Source organism: Paraburkholderia piptadeniae (genome assembly GCF_900007165.1).
GTDB lineage: Bacteria > Pseudomonadota > Gammaproteobacteria > Burkholderiales > Burkholderiaceae > Paraburkholderia > Paraburkholderia piptadeniae.
Map to the genome: position 1 here is coordinate 1 of NZ_CYGY02000213.1, position 25,030 is coordinate 25,030.

Below are 25,030 nucleotides of genomic sequence, written 5' to 3' on the forward strand. Positions count from 1 at the left end.
TTTCGTTGGAGACGACCAACATCTACGCCGAGATCAATCTGGAAACAAAGGCACAGGCACTGGCGACATGCGAAGTGGAAGGCGGTGCCGAAGGCCAAAAGCAATGGCGGGATCAGCCCGACCTGATGACCTTCCTCCGCACCTTGTAGCGAATAATATGTGCTGTTCGCTTTCCACAAAGGTACTGCCTTGGCCTAGTTCTTTATCGAGCAGCACATATTTTTTACCGCACCATACTCGTGACCCAGACCACGATTGTTACGCGTGCCCTCCATGCCGTAATGATCGAGCAGAGCTGCGTAACGCGTCGTGAAGTCCTCCTGTTCGGTCAGGTTCCTGAAGGCGGCCGACAGGCTGTCCGTGCGATGTTCGCGCGGGCAACCTCCCGCCTGCCATAGAGCGTTCTGCAATCCGGTCGTGAGGGCTTCGAAACTCTCACCACCCTCAACCACGTTCGCATACTCCCAGCGTGAGAACGCCAGCACGAAGTGATACAGCCGGTGGCCAAACGGGGCGCCGCCGATCGTCACGCACAGCTTGCTCATATCTGTGAAGTCCGACAGTCCACGCACGCCGGGCTGGTGCTCCTGCGGGAAGAACACCTCTTGGGTAGGGCCCTCGAGAGCGCGCCACTGGCGAATACGCCGCTCCAGCGTACGCCGCATGCTATCGGGATAACGATCCGGGTGATCATCCTGCAGCTTACGCAGGACCGTGATGCCCATCAGGTGGGGTGCGTTGCGCAGCAACGGCACGACTTCGCTATCCCAGACCTCGGCGAACGGATCGGGACGGGTCCGCCACGAATGCCGTGGCTTCTGGGATGGCAACGTTGCATCGCGTTCGATGCGGCGTGCCGTACGCACGCTGATGCCCGTCTTGGCGGCCGCGACTTCTTGCGGATGGTGTTTGCGCTTGTTCATGTAGAGACGAACCTGTTGGTCGGTGATGCGGGTTCCAGACATGAGCTGACCGCTTCTTCTTTAAGCTTCGATCAGCCCATCCTAAAGCCCCGCCGACGCAGCGCTGCCGGTGGCTCGTCGTCTCCGGCGGCTACGCCGCCTGCGACTCCTCACCACCGGCCAAAACAATCGTCAACGACCGGCCAAGATAATTGTCGCCGCCCAGCGATGCTCGCGCGGACATCCCCCGGCCTGCCATAGTGCGTTTTGCAATCCCATGGACAGTGCTTCGAAGCTCTCGCCACCTTCAACAACATTGGCGTATTCCCAGCGCGAGAACGCGAGCACGAAGTGGTACAGCCGGTGTTCGAATGGCACGCCAGCGATCGTCACTCGCAGTTCAGCCATGTCGGTAAAGTCGGACAGGCCGCGTGCGCCGGGCTCATGCAACTGCGGGAAGAAGACTTCCTTCGGTGGGCCGGACGTCGCCCGCCAGTGCCGCACGCGTCGCTCGAGTGTGCGGCGTGTGCTGTCGGGATACTCCCCGGGATGATCGTCCTGCAGCTTGCGCAGGATCGTGACCGCCTGAAGTTGCGGCGCGTTCGCGAGCATCGGAACGACTTCAGTATCCCAGACGTCGGCGAAGGGATCGGGACGGGAACGCCAGTAACGACGTGGTTTCTGTGATGGCAGTACGGTGTCCCGTTCTATGCGCCGGGCGCTGCGGACACTGATGCCGGCCTTGGCGGCGGCAATCTCCTGCGAGTGATGTTTGCGTTTGGACATGTAGAGGCGAACCTGTTGGTCGGTAATGCGGGTTCCAGACATGTAGCTGATCGCTTTCTTATTCGATCAGCCATCGTAGAGCCCAGCCGACTCGGCGCCGCCGGTGGGGAGAAGTCTCCGGCGGCTACGCCGCCTCCGACTCCTCCCCACCGGCCAAAACCTTTGCCGCTACACCGGCCAACATGATTGTCGCGGTCCAATTCTTCAAATTTTCTTGCTCGCTCGTCTGCTGGAACATATTTAAACGAGCGGAGTCACATTTTTTGAACTGTCCTCATACCATGAACTCACGAAAATCACTCATCACGGAGCCGCGATGAACCTGCAACGATTCCCCCGCTACCCGCTCACCTTCGGACCGACGCCGATCCAGTCGCTCAAGCGGCTCTCGCAGCATCTCGGCGGCAAGGTTGAGCTGTATGCTAAACGCGAGGACTGCAATAGCGGCCTCGCGTTCGGCGGCAACAAGACGCGCAAGCTCGAATACCTGATCCCCGATGCGCTCGCGCAAGGCTGCGATACGCTCGTGTCGATCGGCGGCATCCAGTCGAACCAGACGCGCCAGGTCGCGGCGGTGGCCGCTCACCTAGGCCTGAAATGCGTGCTCGTGCAGGAGAACTGGGTCAACTACTACGACGCCGTGTACGACCGCGTCGGCAACATCCAGATGTCGCGCATCATGGGCGCCGATGTGCGGCTCGTGCCCGACGGCTTCGACATCGGCATTCGCAAGAGCTGGGAAGACGCACTCGACAGCGTGCGCGCGACCGGCGGCAAGCCGTACGCGATTCCGGCCGGCTGCTCGGATCATCCGCTAGGCGGGCTCGGCTTTGTCGGCTTCGCCGAGGAGGTGCGTCAGCAGGAAGCCGAACTGGGCTTCAAATTCGACTACATCGTCGTGTGCTCGGTCACTGGCAGCACCCAGGCGGGCATGGTCGTCGGTTTCGCCGCCGACGGCCGCGCCAACCGGGTGATCGGTATCGACGCGTCAGCGAAACCGGCGCAGACGCGTGAGCAAATCACGCGCATCGCGAAGCGGACCGCCGAAAGCGTCGAGCTGGGACGCGACATCACCGTGAAGGACATCGTGCTCGACGCGCGCTACGGCGGCCCGGAATACGGCCTACCGAACGACGGCACGCTCGAAGCGATCCGTCTGTGCGCGCGACTCGAAGGGATGCTGACCGATCCGGTGTACGAGGGAAAGTCGATGCACGGCATGATCGACAAGGTGCGCAACGGCGAATTTCCGGCCGGCTCCCGCGTGCTGTACGCGCATCTGGGCGGTGTGCCGGCGTTGAGCGCGTATAGCTTTATTTTCCGTGACGGTTGAGAGGGTTAAGCGGGTTGGCTCTTTCGCAATAAGAAGGCCGAGGCGATCGTGGTTCTATATGAGTAGGTTGCTTATGGCATCAGAGAATAGAACTGGCCGACAACAGTTTTGACAAGCCTGTTGTCTTTCATCTGCCCTTTGCGAATCATGTGCACTAACTCAATGCCGGACAGGATGATGCGCGCGCAACGGAAATCATTAAAGCCCGTCATAGGACTGATGATGCGCTTGATTGCTCGATGGTCCTGCTCCAGGATTTTGTTCAGGTACTTGATCTGCCGGATCCAGATGGGCGTTTCCCATTTGGGCGTTCAGGGCTTCGAGCGTGGCCCGGTTCGCGCCGCGCTTGTGAATGGTAACAGTCTCAGGTCCGCCATTGCTCGCGATCGCCTGCTCGCGATCGCCTGCTCGAAGAAGCGCCGGGCGGCAACCTTGTCGCGCCCGGCGCGCAGCAAGAAGTCAGCCGTGTTACCGGCCTTATCCACCGCACGGTACAAATACTTCCACTGGCCGCCAACCTTTATATAGGTCTCGTCCATGCGCCAGCTCTTCCCGACCGCCCCCTTGTAACGGCGGGATACCTCGCGTGCCGCTTTCCGTGTCTTCGCCATCTTATTCGTCTTCCATGCCCAGGCGACAATTTTATCTCGACGTCTTAGCGCGACAGAACCGTTATTGGCGCGCAACGGCCCGCGCACCTCGACGCTCTTCATCGCGCCGTCGACGCCCTGTTGATGAGCGCGGGCACCGGTGTGGCACACAGCGGATACAACCATTCGAAGGGCGTTGGTGCCTGTAGACTAACTGTTTGGCGAAAAAATAGTGATCCTTATCAGATAGCGTCATCGACTGCGGAAGAGACAGTCCAACTATGCCATGTGCCGAGGCGTTCTTTGAGTATGACGCGATGACGTGCAGCGTTCATCTGATGTCTGGGAAGCGCGAAGGGGTGACGGATCGGGCCGAAGCATGAAAGAAATGCCTGCGTACGACGTGCATCGCGAAAGCCACACACCTGGCGTTCGCGCCTACGGGTCGGTTGGTGCCTGTTCTCGGCGCGGTTGTTCACGCGTGCAGCCGCTTTGACGAAAATGTGGATCACCTGTGCGAGCTCAGGTATATCGGCCTTTGTGGCCGGATAACTGCGTAGCTGGTCGGTAACGATTCTACACGGCACCGGTTTCGAGCGCAGCACCCGCCGAAAGAAGCACTTCGCTGCGGCCTTGTCGCGACGCTTTTACCCCAACACGTCGAGTTCGGCGCAATGCTCGTCGACCCCGCGCCACAACAGGTACGGCTCGCCGCGCAGGGTCACGAACATCTCATCCAAATGCCAAGTGCTGCCTGGCTTCCGCGGCACCGCTTTGGCGCACTGTGCAAATCCAGCTCCGAACTTGTCGCACCAGCCACGGATCGTTTCGTACGTGACCACGATACCACGCTTGAGCAACAAAGCCTCGATGTCGAGCAGGCTCAGATTGAACCGGAAGTTAGTACCAGCGAACGGCACAATTGATAACGACAGCAGGGAAGCGATGGCCCATGATAAAGCGATTTCGTCTTCTTCATTGCTTCATTCTACCGACACCTCTCTCCAGCAGCCTGCCAGTGCCATAGCATCGGTGCCTGAGCTACCGTTCGAGTCACCGCGACCATAAAACCCGACTACAATCAGAGAAAGCTAAAAAATTCCAACCTGTCTTGCTGTAAGCATCCTCGCTGTCCGATAAATCGTTAAGCTCATCAAATCAACCTCATCTGTCAGGCAAAATAAAGCATCATCCTATTTTATCTACTTATAAATAGGAAATTAAATTGATTTATATCAAGGGTGAGAGTCCCAACAATTGGCTCATTTTTTTGCTCTTCAAATTAACATAAATTTCCCTTATGCGAATTTAATCAATATCCGCTTGTATCAGGCATGAGCTGCGGTTAGCATCTGTCCGTCACGCATGCGGCGAGGATGTTGTCGCGTTGAGGTTTTGGGGGGCTCATATCTGATTCGGCTCGCGACGAGGTTCGACGGATGAAACAACTGATAGAGATCGTTGTTAAGCAGTAGGGGTCAGATTTTGGTTGGTAGAGGGTGCCGTCGCGCAGCATGGCGAACAGCACGTCGCAGCGTCGTCGGGCGAGAGCAATGAGCGCCTGATTATGGCGCTACATGTCTTATGTGCTAAAGCCGCGAATCCCCGAAGAAACGAGGCGTCGTGGTGGATCATTCAACAAACCGTAGATCACTTCCTCACGGCGGGCCCGCACCAGCAACAGTTTGAGCGCCCAGCGATGCACTGTCGAATGATCAACCGAAATTCCTGGCTCGGCCAATATCTGCTCGAGTCTGACGCAGACTGAGCGGATACGCAACGTGCGAGCGCACGCAGGGACGGATTGGATCAAGCGGATATTGCAGCCTCTTGACTTACGTAATGTTCAATTGCTGTGCCTTCTGTTTGGCCGGCGCGTCGTCGCTCGACAGCCGATATCACCTGTCCGAAGTAGACGTTAACGAATTCCGTTCAAAATCGAAACAGGAGAGCAAGTGAAGAAACTTCTGATCGCGTCGATCGCCGTCGTGCTAGTTGGCTATCTCGGTATCAGCAGTATCGCGTATGTACATGACAAGGACTATGCGGAAAGAGCGGCCGCGAGGCCGGTCGTATCCTCACAAGCGTTCGGCATCCGCGACGTGTTAGATCGAAACGCATGCTACTACTGCCATTCGACGAAAGCTGTCCTGCCCAACTATGCCGCGCTACCAGGCATTCGTCAGCTAGCGGAACACGACAGGCAAACTGGACTCGCCTACTTCCGCATCGACAGCCTGTACGCGGCGCTCGAAAGCGGCATGCCAGCTCCCGAAGCCGATCTTGCGAAGCTGGAAACCATTGTGAACGAACGCACCATGCCACCAAAGCTGTTCCGCCTCGTACACTGGACAACAGGACTGAGGGCCGACGATCAACGCGCGCTTCTCGACTGGATCGCGTCACAGCGCCACAGCGCATATGCGACGCGCGGCGTTGCACCGGAGTTCGCTAACGAGCCGGTGCAACCGTTGCCAGATTCCTTGCCGACCGACGCGGGTAAGGTCGCGCTTGGAAGGGAGCTCTTCAACGATGTCCGACTATCGGCGGACAACACGATATCGTGTGCGAGTTGCCACACGCTGTCGAGTGGGGGCGTAGACGGAAAGAAGGTTTCGTCCGGCGTGGGCGGACAGTTTGGCGTTGTCAACGCGCCGACGGTGTTCAACGCAGCGCTCAACGACAAGCAGTTCTGGGACGGTCGCGCGGCCACGCTGCAGGAACAGGCGGGCGGCCCACCGCTGAATCCGGTCGAAATGGCGTCTAGGTCGTGGAGTGAGATCATCGATAAGCTGAAACAGGACTCGTCGCTGACGCAACAGTTCTTGACGGTGTACCGGGACGGTTGGTCGGGCGCGAACATCACAGACGCGATCGCCGAATATGAGACGACACTGCTAACGCCGAGTCGCTTCGATGCTTACCTGCGCGGCGACAGGCATGCGCTGAATAGCGAGGAACTGCGCGGCTACCAGTTATTCAAGGCAAACCATTGCGCGACCTGCCATGTTGGCAAGAATCTGGGCGGGCAGTCGTTCGAGCGAATGGGCCTCGCGGCCGACTACTTCGCCGCGCGGGGCTACGCCTTCACCGCGGACAACGGCCGGGCGAACGTTACGAAAGACCCGCTCGATCGCCACGCGTTCAAGACGCCGACGCTGCGCAACGTGGAGCTGACCGCGCCATATTTTCACGACGGCAGCCGTACCGATCTGCACGAAGCTGTGCGCGACATGGCGACGTATCAGGTCGGTAAGCAATTATCGGACTCGGATGTCAACGCAATCGTAGCCTTCCTGAAGACCCTAACGGGTACGCGTCAATCCGTCGCGACCCACTACGACCGCGGCTGACCCCTGTAACGCTCTGGCAAATGCGCTAGACATATGTAGCAGGAAGGTCGGCGAGCCGACCCGTAAAATCAGCTTGTCAACGCTTGCTCACAGGAGGGCATCATGCACGCACAACAGGTCTCCAGGCCATGCGCCGAGGAAGTTGTACTGGCGGTGTCGCTCGAGCTGGCAATGGCGAAGTGGAAAGTTGCGCTACATGAAGGCCGCCGCCGCGATCAGCCGGCCGTGCATACAGCGACTCAGCCACAGGCCGCATCCCGCCTGCAGGCGGTGCTGTCGCTGATTGAACAGCACCGGTAGAAATGGGCGTTGCCAGCCGAACTACGGATCGTCGTAAGCTACGAGGCGGGCCAGGACGCGTTCTGGATCTATCGTGCCTTGCAGGCTCGCGGGATCNNGATCCCGCGAGCCTGCAAGCAGGTACCAGCGCACACAGAGTGATCATATCGCGGTCAACGTGACGGCCTGCGAACAGTTCGTCCTGGCTCTTCAGCTTGCTCATCGTCGGCTCGCAATTCGTTCAGCCCGACACATTAACCGATTCGCTTGGCGCTATTTGCACCAGAGCCCTTTTTCCATCAACAGATGCGGGGTAGCACCTCACCGTTCAACCAGTCAACGAGCCGTTCGCCGCCGAACGAAGTCTGCATTCTCACGAGGCCGCGCGCATCATCCGTTACTTCGCCGATCAGCGCGGCATCTTGGCCTAGCGGATGAGCGCGCATCGCATCGACGAGTGCGGGCGCGTCCTGCCTCGCACATACGGCGATTAGCTTGCCCTCGTTCGCAATGTACAGCGGGTCAAGGCCGAAGAACTCGCAGGCCGCCCGCACAGTTGTTCGTATGGGTAGCGCCTCTTCCCAGATGCGCATACTGAAACCCGATTGCTGGCAGATTTCATTGAGCGCATTCCCAAGGCCACCACGCGTCGGATCGCGCATCAGTCGCAGCGACGGGCACGTTTCGAGCAGTTGCTCGGTCAAACCGTTTAGCGCAGCGCAATCCGACACGATGCTGCTGTCAAAGCCTATGTTTTCGCGTTGCGACAGCACGGCGAGACCGTGCTCGGCAAGATGTCCGGACAGCAGGATGGCATCGCCTGGCCGCGCGTTGCCGCCATCCAACTCGACGCCTTGTGGTACGACGCCGACGCCCGCTGTCGTAATGAACAGTCCATCAGCCTTGCCGCGTTCGACGACTTTCGTGTCGCCTGTGACGATCTGCACGCCAGCGTCGCGTGCAGCCCGCGCCATTGATTGGACGATGCGCACGAGATCGTCCAGTGGCAGGCCTTCTTCGAGAATGAATCCGGCGCTCAGGTAGCGCGGCTGCGCGCCGCCGACGGCGAGGTCGTTGACTGTGCCGTTGACAGCAAGTACTCCGATGTCACCGCCGGGAAAGAACAGCGGGGCAACGACGTGGCAGTCGGTACTCATCGCTAACCGTCCGGCAACAGGCGGCATGATGGCCTGGTCGTTGCCCTGCGCGAGCCAGGCGTTATCAAACGCCGGGGCAAATACATCGTTGACCAGTTGTGCGCTGGCGCGGCCGCCGGCGCCATGCGTCAGGTCGATGCGGCCGTGTTTGAGGTCGAGAGGGCGACCATGAAAGATGGGGTGTTTCATAGGTGAACACATCCGGCCGCGGCTGCATCGTTGAAGCGGGCATACTGATAGTGTGCTGCGCAGGCACCTTCGCTCGAAACCATGCAGGCGCCAAGTGGTGCCGCGGGCGTGCACGCCGTGCCAAAGACCTTGCAGTCAGTTGGCTTGCCGTGGCCACGCAGGATATGGCCGCACTGGCAGGCCTTCACGTCAGCGACCGGCTGAGTGGACAGGTTGAAGCGCTTTTCCGCGTCCCATTGCGCAAACGGAGCGCGGATCGCGAGTGCGCTATCGGGCACGAGCCCGAGTCCGCGCCATTCGAAATCGTTACGTAGCTCGAATGTCTGCGCGACTAGCGCCTGTGCCTTCAGGTTGCCCTGTTCGGTGACAGCACGCGTGAACTGGTTCTCAGCATCCGCGCGGTCTTCGTTGATCTGTGTGACGAGCATGAGCACGGCTTGCAGCACGTCGAGCGGTTCGAAACCGGTGATGACCACAGGCTTGCGATAGTCACGCGCGATCACGCGATAAGGTGCTATGCCGATGATCGTGCTGACGTGCGACGGGCCGATGAAGCCATCGAGATTCGCATCATCGTCGGCAAGCAGATGTTGCATCGCGGCCGGCGTGAGCACGTGGTTGCTGAACACAGTGAAGTTCTCAAGCTGCTGGGCCTGCGCGGCCAGAAGCGCGACGGCCGTCGCAGGCGTGGTCGTCTCGAAGCCGATGCCGAAGAACACGACCTGCCGGTCGGGTCGATCGCGCGCCAATGTCAGCGTATCGGCGCTCGAATAGACGACGCGCACGTCGGCGCCTTCCGCCCGCGCCTTGTACAGGCTCATCTGGCGCGACGCGGGCACCCGTAGCGTGTCGCCATAGGTGCAAAGCGTGACGCGATGTTCGAGTGCGAGCTCTATCGCGCTGTCGATACGACCGACCGGCAGGACACACACCGGACAGCCGGGGCCGTGAATCAGCTCGACGCAGGGCGGCAACAATGCCGTTAAGCCATATCGTGCGATAGCGTGCGTGTGGCCGCCACAGAATTCCATCAGACGATAGCGTCGTTCCGGCTCAACGGCGGCATGAATACGCCTCGCGATCTGACGTGCGAGGTCGCTATTACGAAAATCGTCGACGTATTTCACGCTGGGTTTCCTCTGGATGCGTCGCTCGCTGCTGCGTCAGCGTCACACGAAGCGGCGAGCGCGGCGAGCTGCGCGAGCGTTGCGTCGGCCTCGGCCCGGTCAAGCGTGCCGATCGCATAGCCGACATGTAGCAGTACGAAGTCGCCGGACGCGACGTTCTCGACGAGCGCGAGCGAGATTTCGCGCGTTACACCGTCGACGCTGACGCGGGCCCTTTCGCCCGGCTGCAGTTCGACGACTTCGACGGGTATGGCTAGACACATGATCGAACTCCTTTCATTTCGGACGGTCCTCCGGTGTCAGGACAGTATCGGACTGTAATCGCTGGATTGCGGCCCACGCTTGGCCGTAGCTGAGTGCACCGTAGCCTGGCGGCAGACTACAGGCCTGCAGCAGCGTGCAACGCACGTCGTGCAGGGCTTCTCGCAAGCCGGACATCAGCGCGAGATTCGCGCAGCAGCCACCACCGACCGTGATCGTATCGATGCCGGTGGCGCGCATCGCGTGGCGCAGCCAGTCGGCAAGCGCGGTAGCGAGCGTTACGTGCCAGCGACTGGCCATTTCCACGGGATCGCGCAGGGCGGCGAGCCGGCGCGCGAGCGGCAGCAGATCGAGATTCAGGCCGTCGATGCGCCAACTGTCCGCATGCGAGTCAGCCGGGCGCACGAGCGCTTCGAGCTTCATGGCCGCTTCGCTCTCATGGCGCTTCGTCGGGCAGATGCCGGCGAGTCCCGCGATGGCGTCGAACCAGCGACCGCGGCTCGTCGTGACCGGGCAGTTGAAGCCGCGTTCGATCTGTTGATAGAGCCGCGCAGTGTTCGCGTCGATGGCGGGCGGGAGCCGGCGCGTGCCGGGTTCGAGCGAGTGCCGCAGCGCGGTCGCCATGCGCCACGACGCGCGGGCGGTGGCGTCCGCGCCCGGCAAAGGGAGTGGACTCAGATGACCGAGCCGCCGCGCACGGCCGCCTTCGACAAACAGGAGTTCGCCGCCCCATGCATTGCTGTCGTCGCCCCAACCGAAACCGTCGAGCGCGAGACCCAGCGCAGGATCGGCGTGACCGTTCTCGGCGAGTACGGCGGCAACATGTGCATGATGGTGCTGGATGCGTAGCAAAGGGACGTTCCAGCGATCGGCCAATGTTTCGGCGAGGCGGGTCGAATAGAGATCGGGCTGAAGATCACAGGCGATGGCGGCCGGTGCGACGTGCATGCGAAAGACATGGCGATTGACGGTCTCTTCGAGCAACTCGCAGACGCCAAGGCTACGAAGGTCGCCAAGATATGGCGACACGTACGCGAGCCTTCCGCCGGTGAGCGTCACGGTGCTTTTCATCTGCGCGCCAAGCGCGAGCACCGACGGGCCGTCCGTTGGCAGGGGCACGGGTTTGGGCACATAGCCGCGTGCGCGGCGGAGCATTATCGCAGGCAACGGATGCGCGGCGAGTACCACGCTGTCGTCGCAATGGGAAACGATTTCACGGTCGTGATCGGGCACCGCATCGGCGATGTCGGCGAGCGCCTCGCCCGCGTCGCCGGGATCGCTCAGCAATGGTTCGCCGGACAGGTTCGCGCTGGTGGCAACGAGTATCGTCGGCTGGGCTTCGCCGAGCCAGCGGGTGCCGGGCGGCTGGCACTGCGCCTGATGAAACAACAGGTACTGGATCGGCGTGCTGGGCAGCATCAGTCCGAGCCGGTTCAGGCCCGGCGCCACGCCTGTCAGCGTCGCCCCGTCGCGACGTCGCAAGACGACGATCGGGCGGGCCGCCGAAGCGAGCAGTTCCGCATTCGACGCATCGCCCAAGTCCACCCATTGTGCGGCCGACGCCACGTTCGGCGCCAGCAGCGCAAGCGGTTTGGTCGGCCGACGCTTGCGCTCGCGCAGCCGCTCCACGGCGGCCGGATTCGTCGCATCGCATATCAACTGGAAGCCGCCGAGCCCCTTGACGGCAACGATTTCGCCGCGCGCGATGGTGGCCCATGCCTGCGCGACCGGACCCATGGGCGAACCGCTGTGGGGGGCCGCATAACCACGCGCATCTAGCCGTCTGAAGCGCAGCGTGGGCCCGCATTCCGTGCAGGCCATCGTTTCCGCATGAAAGCGCCGGTCAGTAGGATCACTGTATTCTGCCGCGCAACGCTCGCACAGCGCAAAAGCGGTCATGCTGGTATGCGCACGGCCGTACGGCGTGCGGTGTATCAGCGTATAGCGCGGACCGCAGTTGGTACAGCAGATGAAGGGGTATCGCCAGCGCCGGCCACCTTCAGTGAAAAGCTCGTCGAGACACATATCGCAGGGGGCGGAATCGGCAGGAATACAGCTTTGAGCCGTCGCATCTTCGATGCTTTCCGCGATGCGAAAGTCGCTCATTCCCGGACTGGGCGTGCCTGCAGTCCGGCGCACTGCGTCGATGCGGGCGAGCGGCGGTGGTTGCTCCGCCAACGCGGCGCGGAAAGCGTCCAGATTGCGCCGTTTACCCTGTATGTCGATCTGCACGCCATTCGTTCCGTTGCAGACCTCGCCGCTCGGGTTGAAGTGTCGCGCCAGCCGCCAGACGAACGGACGGAATCCGACGCCTCGCACGATGCCGCTGACCTCTATTCGCTCACGCTCGATCACAATGCGACGTGCCCCCGGCACTCTTCGGTCCGGCAACTGCCTCTGCGCTGGCGCAGCCGGCGCGAATCCAGTCGAGCCAATGTTCGAAGCCTTCGCCCGTGCGGGCCGATACGCAGAAGATCTTGATCGAAGGATTGACGCGTCGTGCGCAGCCGCACGCCTTATTCACATCGAAGTCAAGATGTGGCAGCAGATCCGTCTTGTTCAGCAGCATCAGCCGAGCGGCGGCGAACATGTCCGGGTACTTGAGCGGCTTGTCTTCGCCTTCAGTCACCGACAGGACGACAACCTTGTGCGCTTCGCCCAGATCGAAAGAAGCGGGACAAACGAGGTTGCCGACGTTCTCGATCAGCAACAAGCCGCCCTCATTCTGCGGCAACCGGTCCAGCGCGTGACCGACCATGTGCGCGTCGAGATGGCATCCCTTGCCGGTGTTGATCTGCACGGCGGGCGCGCCGGCCGCGCGAACGCGCTCGGCGTCGTTGGCGGTCTGCTGGTCGCCTTCGATTACGGCGACGGGCAGGGTGCCCTTGAGAGCCGACACCGTGCGCACCAGCAGTGACGTCTTGCCGGATCCCGGGCTCGATACAAGGTTCAACGCGAATACGCCACGTTGGCGCAGGCGCTCGCGATTCGCGCCCGCATGATGGTTGTTCTCGTGCAGGATGTCGCGCTCCAGCTGGATGTGACGCCCATGGGTCCCGTGCGGATGCGCGTGGCCGCCGCCTTGCGTGTGGTCGTGAGTGTGCACGCGGCCAGCGGCGTGCAAGTGCGCCTGATCGTGCTCGTAGGAATGGAGCGTCGTCCACGAACAGTCGTCCTCGACCTGGGGTTCGGATGAAGCGCATCCGCAAGTCGTACACATAATGTTGTCCTCCGTTCTTGGCGCGCCGTCGCGCAGGTCATAAGGAACTCCAATGGTTTCGCGGGTTGCGCTCCGGAGTGCGCAACCGGTTGAACCAAAGCCTCGCGTCACTTCTATCCCGCAAGGCACCAGCCGTCGTGCCGGGCGCGTCAGTCGACGACCATGCCGACGATGCGCATCTGGTCCCCATCCGTCACCGCGAGCTGATAGCTGCCGCAGGCGGGGCAACCGTCGCCGCGCCGCCGCAGCTCCACCGTGTCGCCGCAACGCATGCACCATGCGTGGCCGGGTGGCTCGTGAATCGTGACGACACTGCCATTGGCGAGGGAGCCGCGCAGTGCGACATCGAGTGCGAAACGCAGCGCCCGGGTATCGACGTTTGCAAGCTGCCCGACCTCCAACGCAATTTCGCGGACGCACCGATACTGATGCCGACGCGCCTCGTCCTCGATCACGTCCCGGATGCCTTCCGCAACGGACATCTCATGCACGGCGGTTCACCTCGATCCGGTAGGGTGCGCATGGGTCGAGCAATAGCACGAGACGTTGTGCGAGCGGTTGCGCCGCTTCCCAAGGCAGGCCGCGAAGAGCGGCCGCTAGCAGGTTTGCGCGGCCAAAGTTCCACCAGGTTGGCGGTACGATTCGGTACGCGGCGACCTTACCTTCTTCGAGGCGTGCGAGATGCACGAGCACACCCCGAGCACAGCGCGCCCAGCCGATGCTGATGTCGCCGCACCGCAGGCCGCCCGCTGCAGCACTCGCGCGATTCGCGCAAAGCAGTGCGAGATGGCGCAATCGTGTGCTCATCAATCCGCTAGCGAGATCCGGTGCCGTCTCCGGATCGCTCCAGAGGTCCGCATGGGCGGGCCAAGCTGGCCCGGACACCTCCAATGCGCCTGCATCGCGGGCGAGCAGCATTTCTGCAGCATTTTTGCGCACGCTGCGCAGCACGTTTGCCGGCCGGATCGAAACGGGCCGTGCGGCCTGTTTTTGCAGGCCGTTCAGCCAGCGCGCCGGTAGCGTCCCGGTACCTGCAGCCCAGTTGGCGAGATCGGACTTCGACAGCGCTAGCCACCTGGCGGCAGGCATGCCGAATACTTGGCGCTCGCAGAAATCGGCGATGCGCGCCCGCGAACCGAGTCCCGCCCATTGGGCGATCACGTCGCTTGACCATGTTCCGCCGAACACTCCCGGAAAATCGATTAGCCAGCGCCGCAGCGTTTCGCGTGCAGCTTCGAGTTCGATCTGTTCGTCGTTCGTCGCGACCGGCGAAATGGTGGGTTGTGGGGCCGCGAGCGCGCGCGCCGATGCTGCGCATTGCGCATGACGGCATAGCACGAGCATCGCGCCGACTACAGCCCGGGTGTCAGACGCATCCCGGCCGATCAGCAAACGCTCGACGGGCACGGGCGACCACCGGCCGACTACCGAGTGCACGCCTTCGTTGTCACCGTCGAGCGTGAGTGTCAGAACCGGAACTTGCAAGGGTGTCACGGCTGCAATCCAAACAGACGTCGCCGGAACCGGTCGGGACGATCCGGGTGTACTTGTGCAGAACCGTCGGAACCCACCTTCGGCTGTGCCACGCTCTCCGGCTCGAATAGCAGCCGCATCGTTTCCCAAGCGGTTACGAGCGCAGTCTCCTGATCGGCAAATTGTCGCGCAGGTGAAAAAAGCGAGCACATCCGGAACTCGCCGAGCGTATCGAGCCGCGCCGGCATGAACGGCATAATCCCGCCCGGCAGGGCGACTTCGGTCACGGCGTCGGCGCGCGTCGGCGGAAACGGTGCATCAGACGTCGGCAATTGCAGTAGATTGATGCCCCACGGCGTTACGAGCACGCCGATCCAGCTCGACTGCCACGGACGAAAAGCCACCGCAGCGACACTCAGGCGCGAATTCAGAAAGGGCAGGTCGCACATGCGGGTCTGTGCTATCTGCTCGAACGCGCCTTCGATTCGGTGCGTCAGGTCGGCGCTGAAAGACGATGCTGTGGGCGCCATGGCTTCAGTCTGGCACTATCATGAACTGATCGTGCGGGCCATCGCATACCGGGTATTTCCAGTATTTGGGCAGATCGGCGAGCGGCGAGCCGGGCGAAACGTTCCAGATGGGAGCGCCCTGTGCGGGATCGTAGACCCACCAGTCGATCTTGCATTCGAGCCGGCGATGCGCTTGCAGCACATGGTCGCCGCCGAGATAGCTCCCTTCGAACATCAGTCCTCCTCCAGCCATTTCACGATTTCGCGCAGATGCCGCAGCGAGTCCATAAGATCCTCGGCTGACGCTATGACCATCTCGGGAATCAGGGCAATATCGAGTGTGTCCAGCAGAACCTTGTTCGATCCGTCGAAATAGCGCACACGCCACACGTGACGCCAAGTGGTGGCGATGACCGTGCACTTGCCGTAGCCAGTCGAGAAGATACCGACAGTACCCGCGCCCAACATGTTGTCGAGCCATGCGACGTCCGCGGGCGTGACGGGTAACAGGCTGAAGTTGATGACGTGACTGCCCGCGCCGTGCCAGCTGACAGCCCTGGCTTGGGCCGCAACGATTTCGCTGGCGATGAACGGCGCGTTCGTCAAGTTGTGGCCCGACGTGTCCGGGATTGTGCCTTGCGTCGTGCCGCTGTGGCGCGCTTCGTTGAGGATCGCGGCCGGAATCGCGCCGATTTCGATCCGGTCGTCGATGCGCACGCCGTTCGCGCTGTCGACGATGACCCGCCAGATGCCCGGATACCGGCATTCCTGAATGCGGACGAGCGCACCGGCGTCGGCTCGTGCTCCGCGACTCGACACAACCTGCGCCGACACCTCGCCTTCGCCCATGATCTGAGCGAGCAGTCGATGCGCGTCGGCACCAAGTGTGCTGACCCGGAAGACGAGCGGGTGCGCGGGCGACGGATTTCGATCAAGCACGGCGACCATGGCGCGCAACAGCGCCAGCACGTCACCCGCGCCGTGCTCAGGCGTAGCCGTCGTGCGCCAGATTTCGCTCGTGGAGGGCAGCGGCAGGCACGACCAGTCATCGGGTTCGGGCTGCGAGCCGGGACCAGCCGCCGTCATGATCGAAACAGGGAACGGGCGGCTCATGATCGGGCTCCGTACACGGAGAGTTGGATCGGTACCGGCTGGGGCAGCTCAGTGCGCATGCGTGTAAAGCACTGCAGATAATCCTGCCGGTCGCGCAGTCCTTCGATCGCGCCAAGGTAGCACCTTTCACGCAGGAATATCAGCGCCGGGTGACGCAGCACGCCAAAGCGATTCGCGATCGCTGCGCTTGCCGGCGGGATGGCAAAGGCCGCGCGGAACGAGTCTGGCCCGAACTGGCGCACTATTTCGGGCAGGACCACCGTCAGGTCGAGAAATTCGGGATGCCGTGCCGGATTGCCGAGCGGAAGCACGACGAGAGTTCGGGCGCCGACGGCAACGCTGTCGAACGTATGGTTCTGCAGTTCCAGAAAGCCCTGTTTGAGCAGAAGTTCGCGCAGGCACTCGAGCGTCGACGCGGCGGATGTGCCCTGTGTTGTCATTGCGTAATGTTCTCGCGTAAATGTGTTGGCAATTCTGGCTCGCGATCGACCAGATCTGCAAAGTAGGCGTCAAGACCGCTTTCGCCGTGGGCGATCGCATCGAGCGAGGCGAGGGCCGATTCGATGTCGCGTGCACGCGCCTCATCAATTACCTCGCGCGCCACGCCGAGGAACGTCAACACCCACGTATTGGGAGCAAGCGGTCCCGTGAGCGACAGGTCGACCATGCAAGGTCCGTTGCGGCTTTCGCATTGCGCGCGCAGACCGTTGGCGCGTCGCACGCGCGCAGGAATACCGACGCACATCAGCACGGCTCCGAAGGATGCCAGAAGCGCGTGTCGCCGTGCCGGTTCGCGCTTTGCGGCGACGGACGTTCGCCCTCATAGCGGGACAGCGCAAGACCGTTGGCGTTCAACGACGAAACTGGCGCATCGCGGTCAGCGTGCGTAACGGGGAATGCACCCCAGCGTCGCAGCCATTCGCCCGCCACCGCTATGGCGGGCTCGATCTGGGCACGGACGGCTAGACGCAGACTGCCGCCGAAATCATCTAGTTCGACCGGCTGAACACCGATCAGCACCAGATCGTCGGGGTAGTTGCCTTTGAGCTGCGCGCAGGCGAGCACATCCGAAAAGCCGGCCTGATGCAAACTCATCTTGCGGGCGCTCAGGCAGGCGGGTACCGCGTCGCCTTCCCGCACGGCGAGCGTGCCCGGCTCCAGACCGAAATCGACTGCATCAAACACGATGAGCCGGTCCGCCGATTCAACGAACGGCAGTAACGCGAGCCCCTGCGTACCGCCATCCACCAGCTCCACATGCTCCGGCCATTGCCAAAGCGCGTTGAGTCGTTCCACCGCCCGAACACCGAAGCCTTCGTCCGCCCACAGCACGTTGCCGATGCCGAGCACGACGATATGGGGCAGGGAGTGTGCCGTCGTTGTTTCCATGGGTCAGTTCTTGAACATCCGGAAGCCGCTGACCATCGTGGAGATCATGCATTGTTTCGACATGACGTCTTCGCGAATTGCAGCATAGACGTGAATCATCACGAACAGCACGATGCTCCACATGCCGAGCCGGTGCCAGCTGTGCAACGACAGGCTGTTTCCGCCGAGCGCCGCGATCGTCCAACCGAGCAGGCGAGCGGCCCAACTATCATTGCCAAGACCCTCGCCGTACAGGGCAAAGCCGCTGACGCTCGTCAATATAGCCACAATAAAAAAGCCAAACATCGCGCTCTGGCCGAGCGGATTGTGGCCGACATACTTGCACGGATAGCGTGCAAGGAACAGATACCAGCGCAATTCGTAGAGCAGCTCTCGCCACCACTGGGTATCCCAGACGGGCACGATAAAAATCTCCCGCGCGAACGCGTTGCCGAGGAACGCGAAGCAAACGCGGAAGATCAGGCCGACCGCGAGTACATAGCCCGCGCAGAAGTGCCCAAAGCGGATATAACCCATCAGGAAATGAGCATCGGTTTCGCCCGACAGCGTCGGAAGCGGCTTTCCGACGAAATATCCAGTACTGCAGAGCACTATCACCGACAGGACCGTTAACCAATGCCATAGCCGCACCGGCGCCTCATACACATAGACCGACGTAATCCGCCTGCTGTCGAGCTGCGAAGGGGCGTTGCCGTCAAAACCATAGGTTTTCATATGCTGGTTCCTAAACATCGTTGCCTGGCCGTCTCAGCGCACCGTGACGTTGACCAGTTCTTCGCCGGCAGGTCCGATGACATGGGTGGAGCACGCAAGACATGGATCGAAGCTGTGCAGCGTGCGCAGGATCTCCAGGGGCTCGTCGGGACGGGCCATCTTCGTCTGAATCAGGCTCGCCTCGAATGCGCCAATCCGCCCCACTTCATCGCGAGGACTGCCGTTCCACGTGGTCGGCACAATGCATTGATAGCTGTCGATCTTCGTGTCGCGGATCTTCAGCCAGTGGCCCAGCGCGCCACGTGGTGCTTCGGTGAAACCCACTCCGCGTATGGTCGACGGCCATGTCGACGGCTGCCATTTGTCGACATTTGCCGTCGATGTGTCACCGGCCTTTATGTTGGCCATCAGCCGATCGAAGAAGTACTTCATTTTGTACGCGGCCCACTGACCTTCGAGCGCACGGGCCGCGGTGCGGCCGAGCGTCGAGTTCAGCGCGGCGAGCGGCATGTCGAGCCGTCGGAGGAGGGCATCGACCGGCTCGCGGATGTCCGTGCGGTTCTGATGATAGCCGATCAGGTAACGCGCAAGCGGACCGACCTCCATCGGGTGACCACGCCAGCGCGGTGCCTTGATCCACGAGTACTTGCCCGACTCGTCAATCTGCTCGATCCTCGTTTTACTTCCCCGGGTCGCCTGGCCGAGCTCGAAGTGCGGTTCGGTCTGACCGTCATACGGGTGCAGGCCGTGCGTGCCCTCGGGATAGCGGTACCAAGAGTGTGCGACGAACTCTTGGATTTCATCGGGATTGCAGAGGTCCACATCGTGGATCTCGTTGAAGTTGCCGTTGATCACCGCGCCGCGCGGCGCGAGCAGACTTTGGGCACTGTAGTCGTTTGCGTGGTCGGGGAAGTCGCCGTACGACAACACAGATTGCGAGGACAATCCGCCACCGATCGAACCCCAGTCCTTGTAGAAACTGGCGATTGCGGTCACGTCCGGCAGATACACCTGATCGCAGAACTTGATCGTCTCATCGATGATTCGAGAAACGAGATTCAGACGCTCCATGTTGATTGCGCCGACCGCCCCCACGTCGTCGATGTTGATCGCACAGGGCATGCCCCCGACGAGCCAGTTCGGGTGCGGGTTCTTGCCTCCGAACACCGTATGGACCTTGACGATGTCCTTCTGGAAGTCGAGTGCTTCGAGGTAATGGGCAACCGCCATCAGATTAGCATCCGGCGGTAGCCTGTACGCCGGATGACCCCAGTAACCATTGCGGAACGGGCCAAGCTGGCCAGACTCGATAAAGCGCTTCAGCCGCGACTGCAGATCACGGAAATAGCCGGGTGACGACAGCGGCCAGTCGGAGATGCTTTGCGCAAGCTCCGAGGTGCGCTTCGTATCGGCCTGCAGCGCCGACACCACATCGACCCAATCGAGCGCATGAAGATGATAGAAGTGGACGAGGTGGTCGTGCGCCCACAGCGTTGCCTGCATCAGGTTGCGGATCAGGTTCGCATTGTCGGGTATCGGGATGTTCAGTGCGTTCTCGACCGCGCGCACTGATGTCAGCGCGTGCGCGCCGGTGCACACGCCGCAGATACGCTCGACGAACGCCCACGCGTCGCGCGGATCGCGGCCTTTCAGGATGACCTCCAAGCCGCGCCACATCGTGCCAGTGGAGACCGCGTTCGTAATGACGTTGTTGCTGTCGAGATTGACCTCGCAACGCATGTGCCCCTCGATCCGCGTTATCGGATCGACGACAACACGACGCCCGGTGTTGTCGAGTGTGAAGCCCTGAGTCTGATAGCTCATTGGCGATTTTCCTCTTGTGCTGCTTTATTATGTGCTTCGCCGAGCGATTTCAGGTCCTGCATCTTGACCACTGAACTCTTGATCGCGCTGACGACTGCATGCGCCGCGATTGCCGCGCCAGCTGCACCCACCACCGCCAGACCGATACGGTCGGCATTCGATTCAACGCCGAACTGGTTAATGTCGACGACCCGGTCGTAGAACGAGCCCTTGTCCCAGAAGCCGTTCTCCGAGCAGCCAAGACAGCCGTGGCCCGACTGGATCGGGAACGATACGCTGTCGTTCCAGCGCACTGTCGAGCACGCGTTGTAAGTGGTCGGTCCCTTGCAACCCATCTTGTACAGGCAATAACCCTTGCGTGCACCCTCGTCGTCCCAGTTCTCGACGAACTGGCCCGCGTCGAAGTGAGGCCGGCGATAGCACTTGTCATGAATGCGCTGCCCGTAGAACATCTTAGGTCGCCCCTGACGGTCGAGCGGCGGGATACGGTCGAACGTAACCACGTAGGTGATGATCGCAGCCATTACCTCGGGAATCGGTGGACAACCTGGCACCTTGATGATCGGCTTGTCGAGAATCACGCCGGCGATCGGTGTTGCGCGAGTCGGGTTAGGCTTTGCTGCCTGCACGCAGCCCCATGATGCGCAGGCACCCCACGCGATCACCGCTTTCGCGTCCGCGGATACACGCTTGAGCTTTTCGATGAACGGCTCGCCGCCAGGAAAGCAGAACATGCCGTCTTCGTTCAGTGGCGGATTGCCCTCGACGGCGACGATATAGTTGCCCTTGTAGCGGCTCATGATGTCGTTCAGGATTGCTTCGGCCTGTATGCCGGCCGCCGCCATAATCGTGTCGTCGTAATCGAGCGAAATCATCGAGAAGATCGCGTCCTTCGCAAGTGGGTGAGAGGAGCGGATGAACGATTCTGTGCAGCACGTGCATTCGAGGCCATGCAGCCAGATTACCGGGGTCCGTGGTTTCGTTTCCAATGCGTGCGCGATACGAGGGATGAACGACGAACCGAGCCCTAGCGCCGTGGCGGTCAAACTGCAAAACTTGAGGAAACTGCGCCGCGTCGCCCCATGACTTCGCATGACATCGTAAAAGCTTTCCAAACCGCCCCCTTTGCCGATAAATTTCCAGTAGGGAAGATCATTGCGGACCACAGAGCTACACGGTTGCAACTATTGGAGGTCGGAGTTGTCATTGATCTGTTCCTGTTGTTCCACACGCTGATCAGGCCCAGTCCGCAGACCGACTCTAAGCAGCTTTCGGGCCATGCCGGTCCGAACCCTCGTAAGTTACCGGTAGGCGGAAAGTTGGCGGATATTTGTTGAGAAATTGCGCCGGGCTGACAAATGTCCGTTTCCCGACAAAACGAACGCATTACTTGCAAATGGCCAACACCAGTGCCGTGTAGCACTTCTGACTAAGTCCTATTGAACGGTATGTCTAGCGACTTCGTCACGTTCGGGTACGGCTTTTGCCACACAAGCCGTGAACCCGCTCTCGCAACAACTGTAGATGCCATGAATCTCATGAAATGTATCGTGCCGATCCTTGTATCTACGAGAAGCCAATGACGCCGGTATCGCCAGGCTAGAACACAACGGAGCTAACGCCAGAATGGAACGCATCATGATGGCCTATGTGGAGCACAAATGAACCGTTTATTGAAACCGGAGTACGAGGTAAATTGCACCGCGTTGCGTTTGCTTCGACGCGCTGGGCACATTGGATCGGCGCCGTACGTTCCTGACATCGCACATACGAGAGGCATGAGCATCCCTCTCGTGGGACACCGTTAGCTCGCTCGTGTCTCCTTTGCGCGCGAATCTCCACATGCTGTGGTTGCAGGCCAGCCGCGGTTATAAATTCGTCACTCGTCTATGGCGCCCGGAACGGCACGACATCCTCCGGCTTGGTTTGCGGAAAGATGAGGCCAAGGGAGTGGCTAGACGCAGATAAAAATCCAATGCAGTGTTATGCAGGAGAATTCATGGAGCACATGATTGAGAAGCTAACCGAGCTAGAATCCAATGTCCGCACCTATTCGCGCGCTTTCCCAGTCGTATTCTGCAAGGCGCGAGGTGCGGAGATCTACTCGGTCGATGGCCGACGCTATATCGATTTCTTAGCAGGCGCGGGAGCGCTTAACTACGGGCACAACCATCCGGCTCTGAAGGAGTCGATCATCGAGTATTTTCTGGGTGACAACATCGTTCATTCACTGGACCTTTGGACTGCAGCAAAATACGCTTATCTCGACACCTTCGACCGTCTGATATTGAAGGCTCGTGGACTTGACTACAAGGTGCATCTGACAGGGCCCACTGGCACCAACGCGGTCGAAGCCGCCATTCGCTTAGCTCGGAAGATAAAGAAACGAAGTACCATTGTTTCGTTCACCAACGGCTTCCACGGCATAACCATGGGTTCGCTCGCCCTCACCGGAAATGCGAAGTTTCGGAGCGCAGCCGGTTTGCCGTCCGTGGGCAACGCGTTCATGCCATTCGACAATTATTTTGGCAAAGGTGTCGATACCCTGAGGTATTTCAAAAAATGCCTGAGCGATTGCTCCAGCGGTCTGGACTACCCAGCAGCTGTTATCGTTGAAGTGGTGCAGGGAGAAGGTGGAATCAATGTCGCTTCTCCGGCGTGGCTGCAAGAGCTGGAGACGGTCTGCCGAGATCAAGACATCCTGTTGATCATCGACGACATCCAGGCGGGGTGCGGTCGGACCGGCCGGTTCTTCAGCTTCGAGCACGCTGGGGTGGTGCCGGATCTCGTGACCAACTCGAAATCGCTGTCAGGATTTGGATTGCCTTTCTCGCAGGTCTTGATTCGCCCTGAGCATGATCAGTGGGAGGCAGGGGAATACAACGGTACGTTCCGCGGAAACAATGCGGCCATGATTACCGGGGCGAAGGCACTGGAATACTTTTGGTCGGACGATGCTTTCGCAGACGAGGTCCGGCGGAAAGGAGAAATAGTTAGGGAAGGCTTTCTCGGGCTGATAGACTTATTGCGATATCGTCAAGTTGAGGCCGAGGAACGCGGGCTCGGACTGATGCGCGGCATTGACGTTCAATCAGGCGCCTTGGCAACCAAGATTACTGCCGAGGCGTTCCGACAGGGGCTAATCATCGAAACATCCGGCCATTCCGGCCAGGTAATAAAGTGTCTTTGTCCGCTGGTGACGACCGGTGATCAGATCGAGGAAGCAATGCAGATACTGAGAAGCAGCATCGACAACGTGCTCGGATAGGTGTTCGTTCCTGCGCGGCCGCCGGTTTGAAGATGGTTGTGGGCAGTCTTCGGGCTTTGTCGCGATAAGCGTCGGGTATCATGTGTCATGATAATACGAACGGTCGGACACTCGATGACGACTCTGAATCCAACTTTGGTACGGGTGCTCAAGCGTTTGCACTATCCGCCCGATGTGATCCTGACGTGTGTCCGCTGATATGTGGCGTATCCGCTGAGCCTTCGACACTTCGAAGAGATGATGGCGGAGCGCGGAATCTCGGTCGATCATTCAACCGGGCACCGCTCGACCATCAAAGTGTTGCCGCTTCTGGAAAAGGCGTTTCGCCGCAACAAGCGAGCCGTCTGGCGGAGCTGGCGAATGGATGAAACGCATACCAAGGTCCGAAGCCAGTGGAAGTATTTGTATTGCGCGGTCGACAAAGAGGAGAACACCGTGGATTTTCCGCTGCGTGCCCATCGTGAAAGGCTGCGGCGCGGCGCTATTTCGGAAAGTCCATCGACCAAAACTGCGGGCCCGAGACGGTGACAATTGATAAAAGCGGCGCGAATCTGGCCGCGCCGGATGCTCTCAACGCGGAGCGGGAAACACCGATCAAGATTCGGCAGAACAAGTATCTGAATAAAGTTGCAAGATCAGCGAGCGATCAAGCGACGCCTCCGGCCCGTGCTCGGCTTCAAGGATTTTCGTTGTGCTCGCATTCTGTTGAGTGGCATCGAGATCATGCACATGATCACCAAGGGCCAAATGGAAAACCGTGGCGTCGGATACACTCATGACGAGCAGTTTTACTCGCCGGAAGCATAAGCAATCCCGCTTAACTTCCGTTTGTCCGCCAACTTGCCATTGCCGCGACAAAACCATCGCGCGTAGGATGCACAGTTGCGGCTGTGCAAGGAGTATCGCACGCTGGTCGCCCGTGGCAAGCATCTCAACGTCTCCGTTACCGCGATAGCCGGGAAGTGGCCGCATTCGCGTGGGATCCCCGCGAATGACTGCACTCCCGACCCAGCCTCAATCGCACACTCGCTGATCACGGCAACATTGCACAATCAGCGGAGGAACAACAGTCTGCTGAAGACGTGCGCTGCACGGTCCGCGAACAATCCGCCAAGATACTGCGAGACAGCCTCCACCACGGCAGACTCTCGGACACAGAGCACGGCAGGTTCACAACACGGAACTCTGTAGTGTGGGGAGCCAACCCACGGATATCAGACGAATCCACCGTCGACGTTACAGGCTGCGCCGCCCCCAGCCGATGGTTTCCGCTTCTACCCAGTGCAATCGAAACACGCGTTTTGCAACATCTACGCCGACTGCGGCAAGCTTCATCGGGGTTCTCCGTCTCGGGTGATACATTTCGAGACTGGTACTTTGGCACATCCGATGCCGTCGGCAGTGAGAACCCGCTCCTATCTTTAACCCCTGTCCGAGCTACGCCATCCTTCCACCTTGCGGGGGGCATTCCATTTCAAGCGGCGGCAGCGACTCAGAAACGATAAGTCTGAGTCTCACGTACGCTATTGCGACACCCATTAGT

General features: G+C 60.5%; 19 protein-coding genes and 8 pseudogenes. 5 read left to right on the plus strand and 22 right to left on the minus strand.

Features of this window, described 5'->3' with window-relative positions:
• Window positions 1-218: 218 nt before the first annotated feature.
• Window positions 219-965: pseudogene (istA, locus tag BN2476_RS44620) on the minus strand (IS21 family transposase); the annotation flags it as partial.
• A gap of 162 nt (window positions 966-1,127) precedes the next feature.
• A pseudogene (locus BN2476_RS46300) lies at window positions 1,128-1,730 on the minus strand (IS21 family transposase); the annotation flags it as partial.
• Window positions 1,731-2,004: 274 nt separating this feature from the next.
• On the opposite strand from BN2476_RS46300, the gene BN2476_RS44635 reads away from it, so the two are divergent.
• The gene (locus BN2476_RS44635; RefSeq protein WP_087740457.1) at window positions 2,005-3,021 is read left to right on the plus strand and encodes a 1-aminocyclopropane-1-carboxylate deaminase; all 1,017 of its coding nucleotides are present in this window, start codon (window positions 2,005-2,007) and stop codon (window positions 3,019-3,021) included.
• A gap of 71 nt (window positions 3,022-3,092) precedes the next feature.
• Here the strand turns inward: BN2476_RS44635 and BN2476_RS44640 are convergent.
• From BN2476_RS44640 to BN2476_RS47545, 3 pseudogenes are all read right to left on the minus strand, one after another.
• Window positions 3,093-3,797 (minus strand): annotated as a pseudogene (locus BN2476_RS44640) (IS6 family transposase).
• Between the two features lie 56 nt (window positions 3,798-3,853).
• Window positions 3,854-4,590: pseudogene (locus tag BN2476_RS44645) on the minus strand (IS6 family transposase).
• Window positions 4,591-5,283: 693 nt separating this feature from the next.
• Window positions 5,284-5,437: pseudogene (locus BN2476_RS47545) on the minus strand (IS6 family transposase); the annotation flags it as partial.
• A 129-nt stretch (window positions 5,438-5,566) separates the two neighbouring features.
• Here BN2476_RS47545 and BN2476_RS44655 point away from each other — a divergent pair.
• Entirely contained in the window at window positions 5,567-6,964 is a 1,398-nt protein-coding gene (locus BN2476_RS44655; RefSeq protein WP_087740459.1) for a cytochrome c peroxidase, read from the plus strand.
• 102 nt (window positions 6,965-7,066) lie between these two features.
• Window positions 7,067-7,360 (plus strand): annotated as a pseudogene (locus BN2476_RS44660) (IS110 family RNA-guided transposase); the annotation flags it as partial.
• A gap of 21 nt (window positions 7,361-7,381) precedes the next feature.
• Here BN2476_RS44660 and BN2476_RS50085 read toward each other — a convergent pair.
• The 17 genes and pseudogenes from BN2476_RS50085 to BN2476_RS44735 form a co-directional block, all read right to left on the minus strand.
• A pseudogene (locus BN2476_RS50085) lies at window positions 7,382-7,466 on the minus strand (IS6 family transposase); the annotation flags it as partial.
• Window positions 7,467-7,542: 76 nt separating this feature from the next.
• Window positions 7,543-8,589: a hydrogenase expression/formation protein HypE gene (gene hypE / locus BN2476_RS44665; protein ID WP_087740460.1), complete on the minus strand. Its 1,047-nt coding sequence runs from the start codon at window positions 8,587-8,589 to the stop codon at window positions 7,543-7,545.
• Window positions 8,586-9,716 (minus strand): hydrogenase formation protein HypD, encoded by a 1,131-nt coding sequence (gene hypD / locus BN2476_RS44670; protein ID WP_087740461.1) that lies wholly within the window; start codon window positions 9,714-9,716, stop codon window positions 8,586-8,588. Before hypD ends, hypE begins: the two co-directional genes overlap by 4 nt.
• Entirely contained in the window at window positions 9,713-9,979 is a 267-nt protein-coding gene (locus tag BN2476_RS44675) for a HypC/HybG/HupF family hydrogenase formation chaperone (RefSeq protein WP_087740462.1), read from the minus strand. The genes hypD and BN2476_RS44675 overlap by 4 nt, the downstream gene beginning before the upstream one ends.
• Before the next feature lie 13 nt (window positions 9,980-9,992).
• Window positions 9,993-12,353, minus strand: coding sequence for a carbamoyltransferase HypF (gene hypF / locus BN2476_RS44680; protein ID WP_235851267.1), 2,361 nt, complete (start codon window positions 12,351-12,353; stop codon window positions 9,993-9,995).
• Window positions 12,319-13,197: a hydrogenase nickel incorporation protein HypB gene (gene hypB / locus BN2476_RS44685; RefSeq protein ID WP_087740463.1), complete on the minus strand. Its 879-nt coding sequence runs from the start codon at window positions 13,195-13,197 to the stop codon at window positions 12,319-12,321. Before hypB ends, hypF begins: the two co-directional genes overlap by 35 nt.
• 149 nt (window positions 13,198-13,346) lie before the next feature.
• Entirely contained in the window at window positions 13,347-13,679 is a 333-nt protein-coding gene (locus BN2476_RS44690; protein WP_152767468.1) for a hydrogenase maturation nickel metallochaperone HypA/HybF, read from the minus strand.
• Window position 13,680: 1 nt separating this feature from the next.
• Window positions 13,681-14,691 carry a HupK protein gene (locus BN2476_RS44695; RefSeq protein ID WP_087740465.1) on the minus strand — a complete coding sequence of 337 codons (1,011 nt, stop codon included), beginning with the start codon at window positions 14,689-14,691 and terminating at the stop codon, window positions 13,681-13,683.
• Window positions 14,688-15,200 carry a [NiFe]-hydrogenase assembly chaperone HybE gene (gene hybE, locus BN2476_RS44700; RefSeq protein ID WP_227747260.1) on the minus strand — a complete coding sequence of 171 codons (513 nt, stop codon included), beginning with the start codon at window positions 15,198-15,200 and terminating at the stop codon, window positions 14,688-14,690. Before hybE ends, BN2476_RS44695 begins: the two co-directional genes overlap by 4 nt.
• A 4-nt stretch (window positions 15,201-15,204) precedes the next feature.
• Entirely contained in the window at window positions 15,205-15,414 is a 210-nt protein-coding gene (locus BN2476_RS49215; RefSeq protein WP_227747261.1) for a rubredoxin, read from the minus strand.
• Window positions 15,414-16,292, minus strand: coding sequence for a hydrogenase expression/formation protein (locus BN2476_RS44705; RefSeq protein ID WP_087740466.1), 879 nt, complete (start codon window positions 16,290-16,292; stop codon window positions 15,414-15,416). Before BN2476_RS44705 ends, BN2476_RS49215 begins: the two co-directional genes overlap by 1 nt.
• Window positions 16,289-16,732: a thioredoxin domain-containing protein gene (locus tag BN2476_RS44710; RefSeq protein ID WP_087740467.1), complete on the minus strand. Its 444-nt coding sequence runs from the start codon at window positions 16,730-16,732 to the stop codon at window positions 16,289-16,291. Before BN2476_RS44710 ends, BN2476_RS44705 begins: the two co-directional genes overlap by 4 nt.
• Window positions 16,729-17,037, minus strand: coding sequence for a HypC/HybG/HupF family hydrogenase formation chaperone (locus tag BN2476_RS44715; RefSeq protein WP_087740468.1), 309 nt, complete (start codon window positions 17,035-17,037; stop codon window positions 16,729-16,731). The genes BN2476_RS44710 and BN2476_RS44715 overlap by 4 nt, the downstream gene beginning before the upstream one ends.
• A complete protein-coding gene (hybD, locus tag BN2476_RS44720) occupies window positions 17,037-17,681 on the minus strand; it encodes a HyaD/HybD family hydrogenase maturation endopeptidase (protein WP_087740469.1) in 645 nt (214 codons plus the stop codon). Before hybD ends, BN2476_RS44715 begins: the two co-directional genes overlap by 1 nt.
• A gap of 3 nt (window positions 17,682-17,684) precedes the next feature.
• Window positions 17,685-18,395, minus strand: coding sequence for a Ni/Fe-hydrogenase, b-type cytochrome subunit (cybH, locus tag BN2476_RS44725; RefSeq protein ID WP_087740470.1), 711 nt, complete (start codon window positions 18,393-18,395; stop codon window positions 17,685-17,687).
• Window positions 18,396-18,428: 33 nt separating this feature from the next.
• On the minus strand, window positions 18,429-20,219 hold the full coding sequence (locus BN2476_RS44730; protein ID WP_087740471.1) for a nickel-dependent hydrogenase large subunit: 1,791 nt from the start codon (window positions 20,217-20,219) through the stop codon (window positions 18,429-18,431).
• Window positions 20,216-21,334, minus strand: a complete 1,119-nt coding sequence (locus tag BN2476_RS44735; RefSeq protein ID WP_087740472.1) for a hydrogenase small subunit — start codon at window positions 21,332-21,334, stop codon at window positions 20,216-20,218. The genes BN2476_RS44730 and BN2476_RS44735 overlap by 4 nt, the downstream gene beginning before the upstream one ends.
• Window positions 21,335-22,218: 884 nt before the next feature.
• Here BN2476_RS44735 and ectB point away from each other — a divergent pair.
• Together ectB and BN2476_RS44745 are read left to right on the plus strand one after the other, a co-directional pair.
• On the plus strand, window positions 22,219-23,487 hold the full coding sequence (gene ectB / locus BN2476_RS44740) for a diaminobutyrate--2-oxoglutarate transaminase (protein WP_087740473.1): 1,269 nt from the start codon (window positions 22,219-22,221) through the stop codon (window positions 23,485-23,487).
• Window positions 23,488-23,601: 114 nt separating this feature from the next.
• Window positions 23,602-24,294: pseudogene (locus tag BN2476_RS44745) on the plus strand (IS6 family transposase).
• Window positions 24,295-25,030 lie beyond the last annotated feature (736 nt).

What these genes read in the sequence shown, in the direction of transcription:
- BN2476_RS44635 (WP_087740457.1), top strand. Translation starts at nt 2,005, where the DNA reads ATGAACCTGCAACGATTCCCCCGCTACCCGCTCACCTTCGGACCGACG.
- hypE (WP_087740460.1), bottom strand. Translation starts at nt 8,589, where the DNA reads ATGAAACACCCCATCTTTCATGGTCGCCCTCTCGACCTCAAACACGGC.
- BN2476_RS44675 (WP_087740462.1), bottom strand. Translation starts at nt 9,979, where the DNA reads ATGTGTCTAGCCATACCCGTCGAAGTCGTCGAACTGCAGCCGGGCGAA.
- hypB (WP_087740463.1), bottom strand. Translation starts at nt 13,197, where the DNA reads ATGTGTACGACTTGCGGATGCGCTTCATCCGAACCCCAGGTCGAGGAC.
- BN2476_RS44690 (WP_152767468.1), bottom strand. Translation starts at nt 13,679, where the DNA reads ATGTCCGTTGCGGAAGGCATCCGGGACGTGATCGAGGACGAGGCGCGT.
- hybE (WP_227747260.1), bottom strand. Translation starts at nt 15,200, where the DNA reads ATGGCGCCCACAGCATCGTCTTTCAGCGCCGACCTGACGCACCGAATC.
- BN2476_RS49215 (WP_227747261.1), bottom strand. Translation starts at nt 15,414, where the DNA reads ATGTTCGAAGGGAGCTATCTCGGCGGCGACCATGTGCTGCAAGCGCAT.
- BN2476_RS44705 (WP_087740466.1), bottom strand. Translation starts at nt 16,292, where the DNA reads ATGAGCCGCCCGTTCCCTGTTTCGATCATGACGGCGGCTGGTCCCGGC.
- BN2476_RS44710 (WP_087740467.1), bottom strand. Translation starts at nt 16,732, where the DNA reads ATGACAACACAGGGCACATCCGCCGCGTCGACGCTCGAGTGCCTGCGC.
- BN2476_RS44715 (WP_087740468.1), bottom strand. Translation starts at nt 17,037, where the DNA reads ATGTGCGTCGGTATTCCTGCGCGCGTGCGACGCGCCAACGGTCTGCGC.
- hybD (WP_087740469.1), bottom strand. Translation starts at nt 17,681, where the DNA reads ATGGAAACAACGACGGCACACTCCCTGCCCCATATCGTCGTGCTCGGC.
- cybH (WP_087740470.1), bottom strand. Translation starts at nt 18,395, where the DNA reads ATGAAAACCTATGGTTTTGACGGCAACGCCCCTTCGCAGCTCGACAGC.
- BN2476_RS44730 (WP_087740471.1), bottom strand. Translation starts at nt 20,219, where the DNA reads ATGAGCTATCAGACTCAGGGCTTCACACTCGACAACACCGGGCGTCGT.
- ectB (WP_087740473.1), top strand. Translation starts at nt 22,219, where the DNA reads ATGGAGCACATGATTGAGAAGCTAACCGAGCTAGAATCCAATGTCCGC.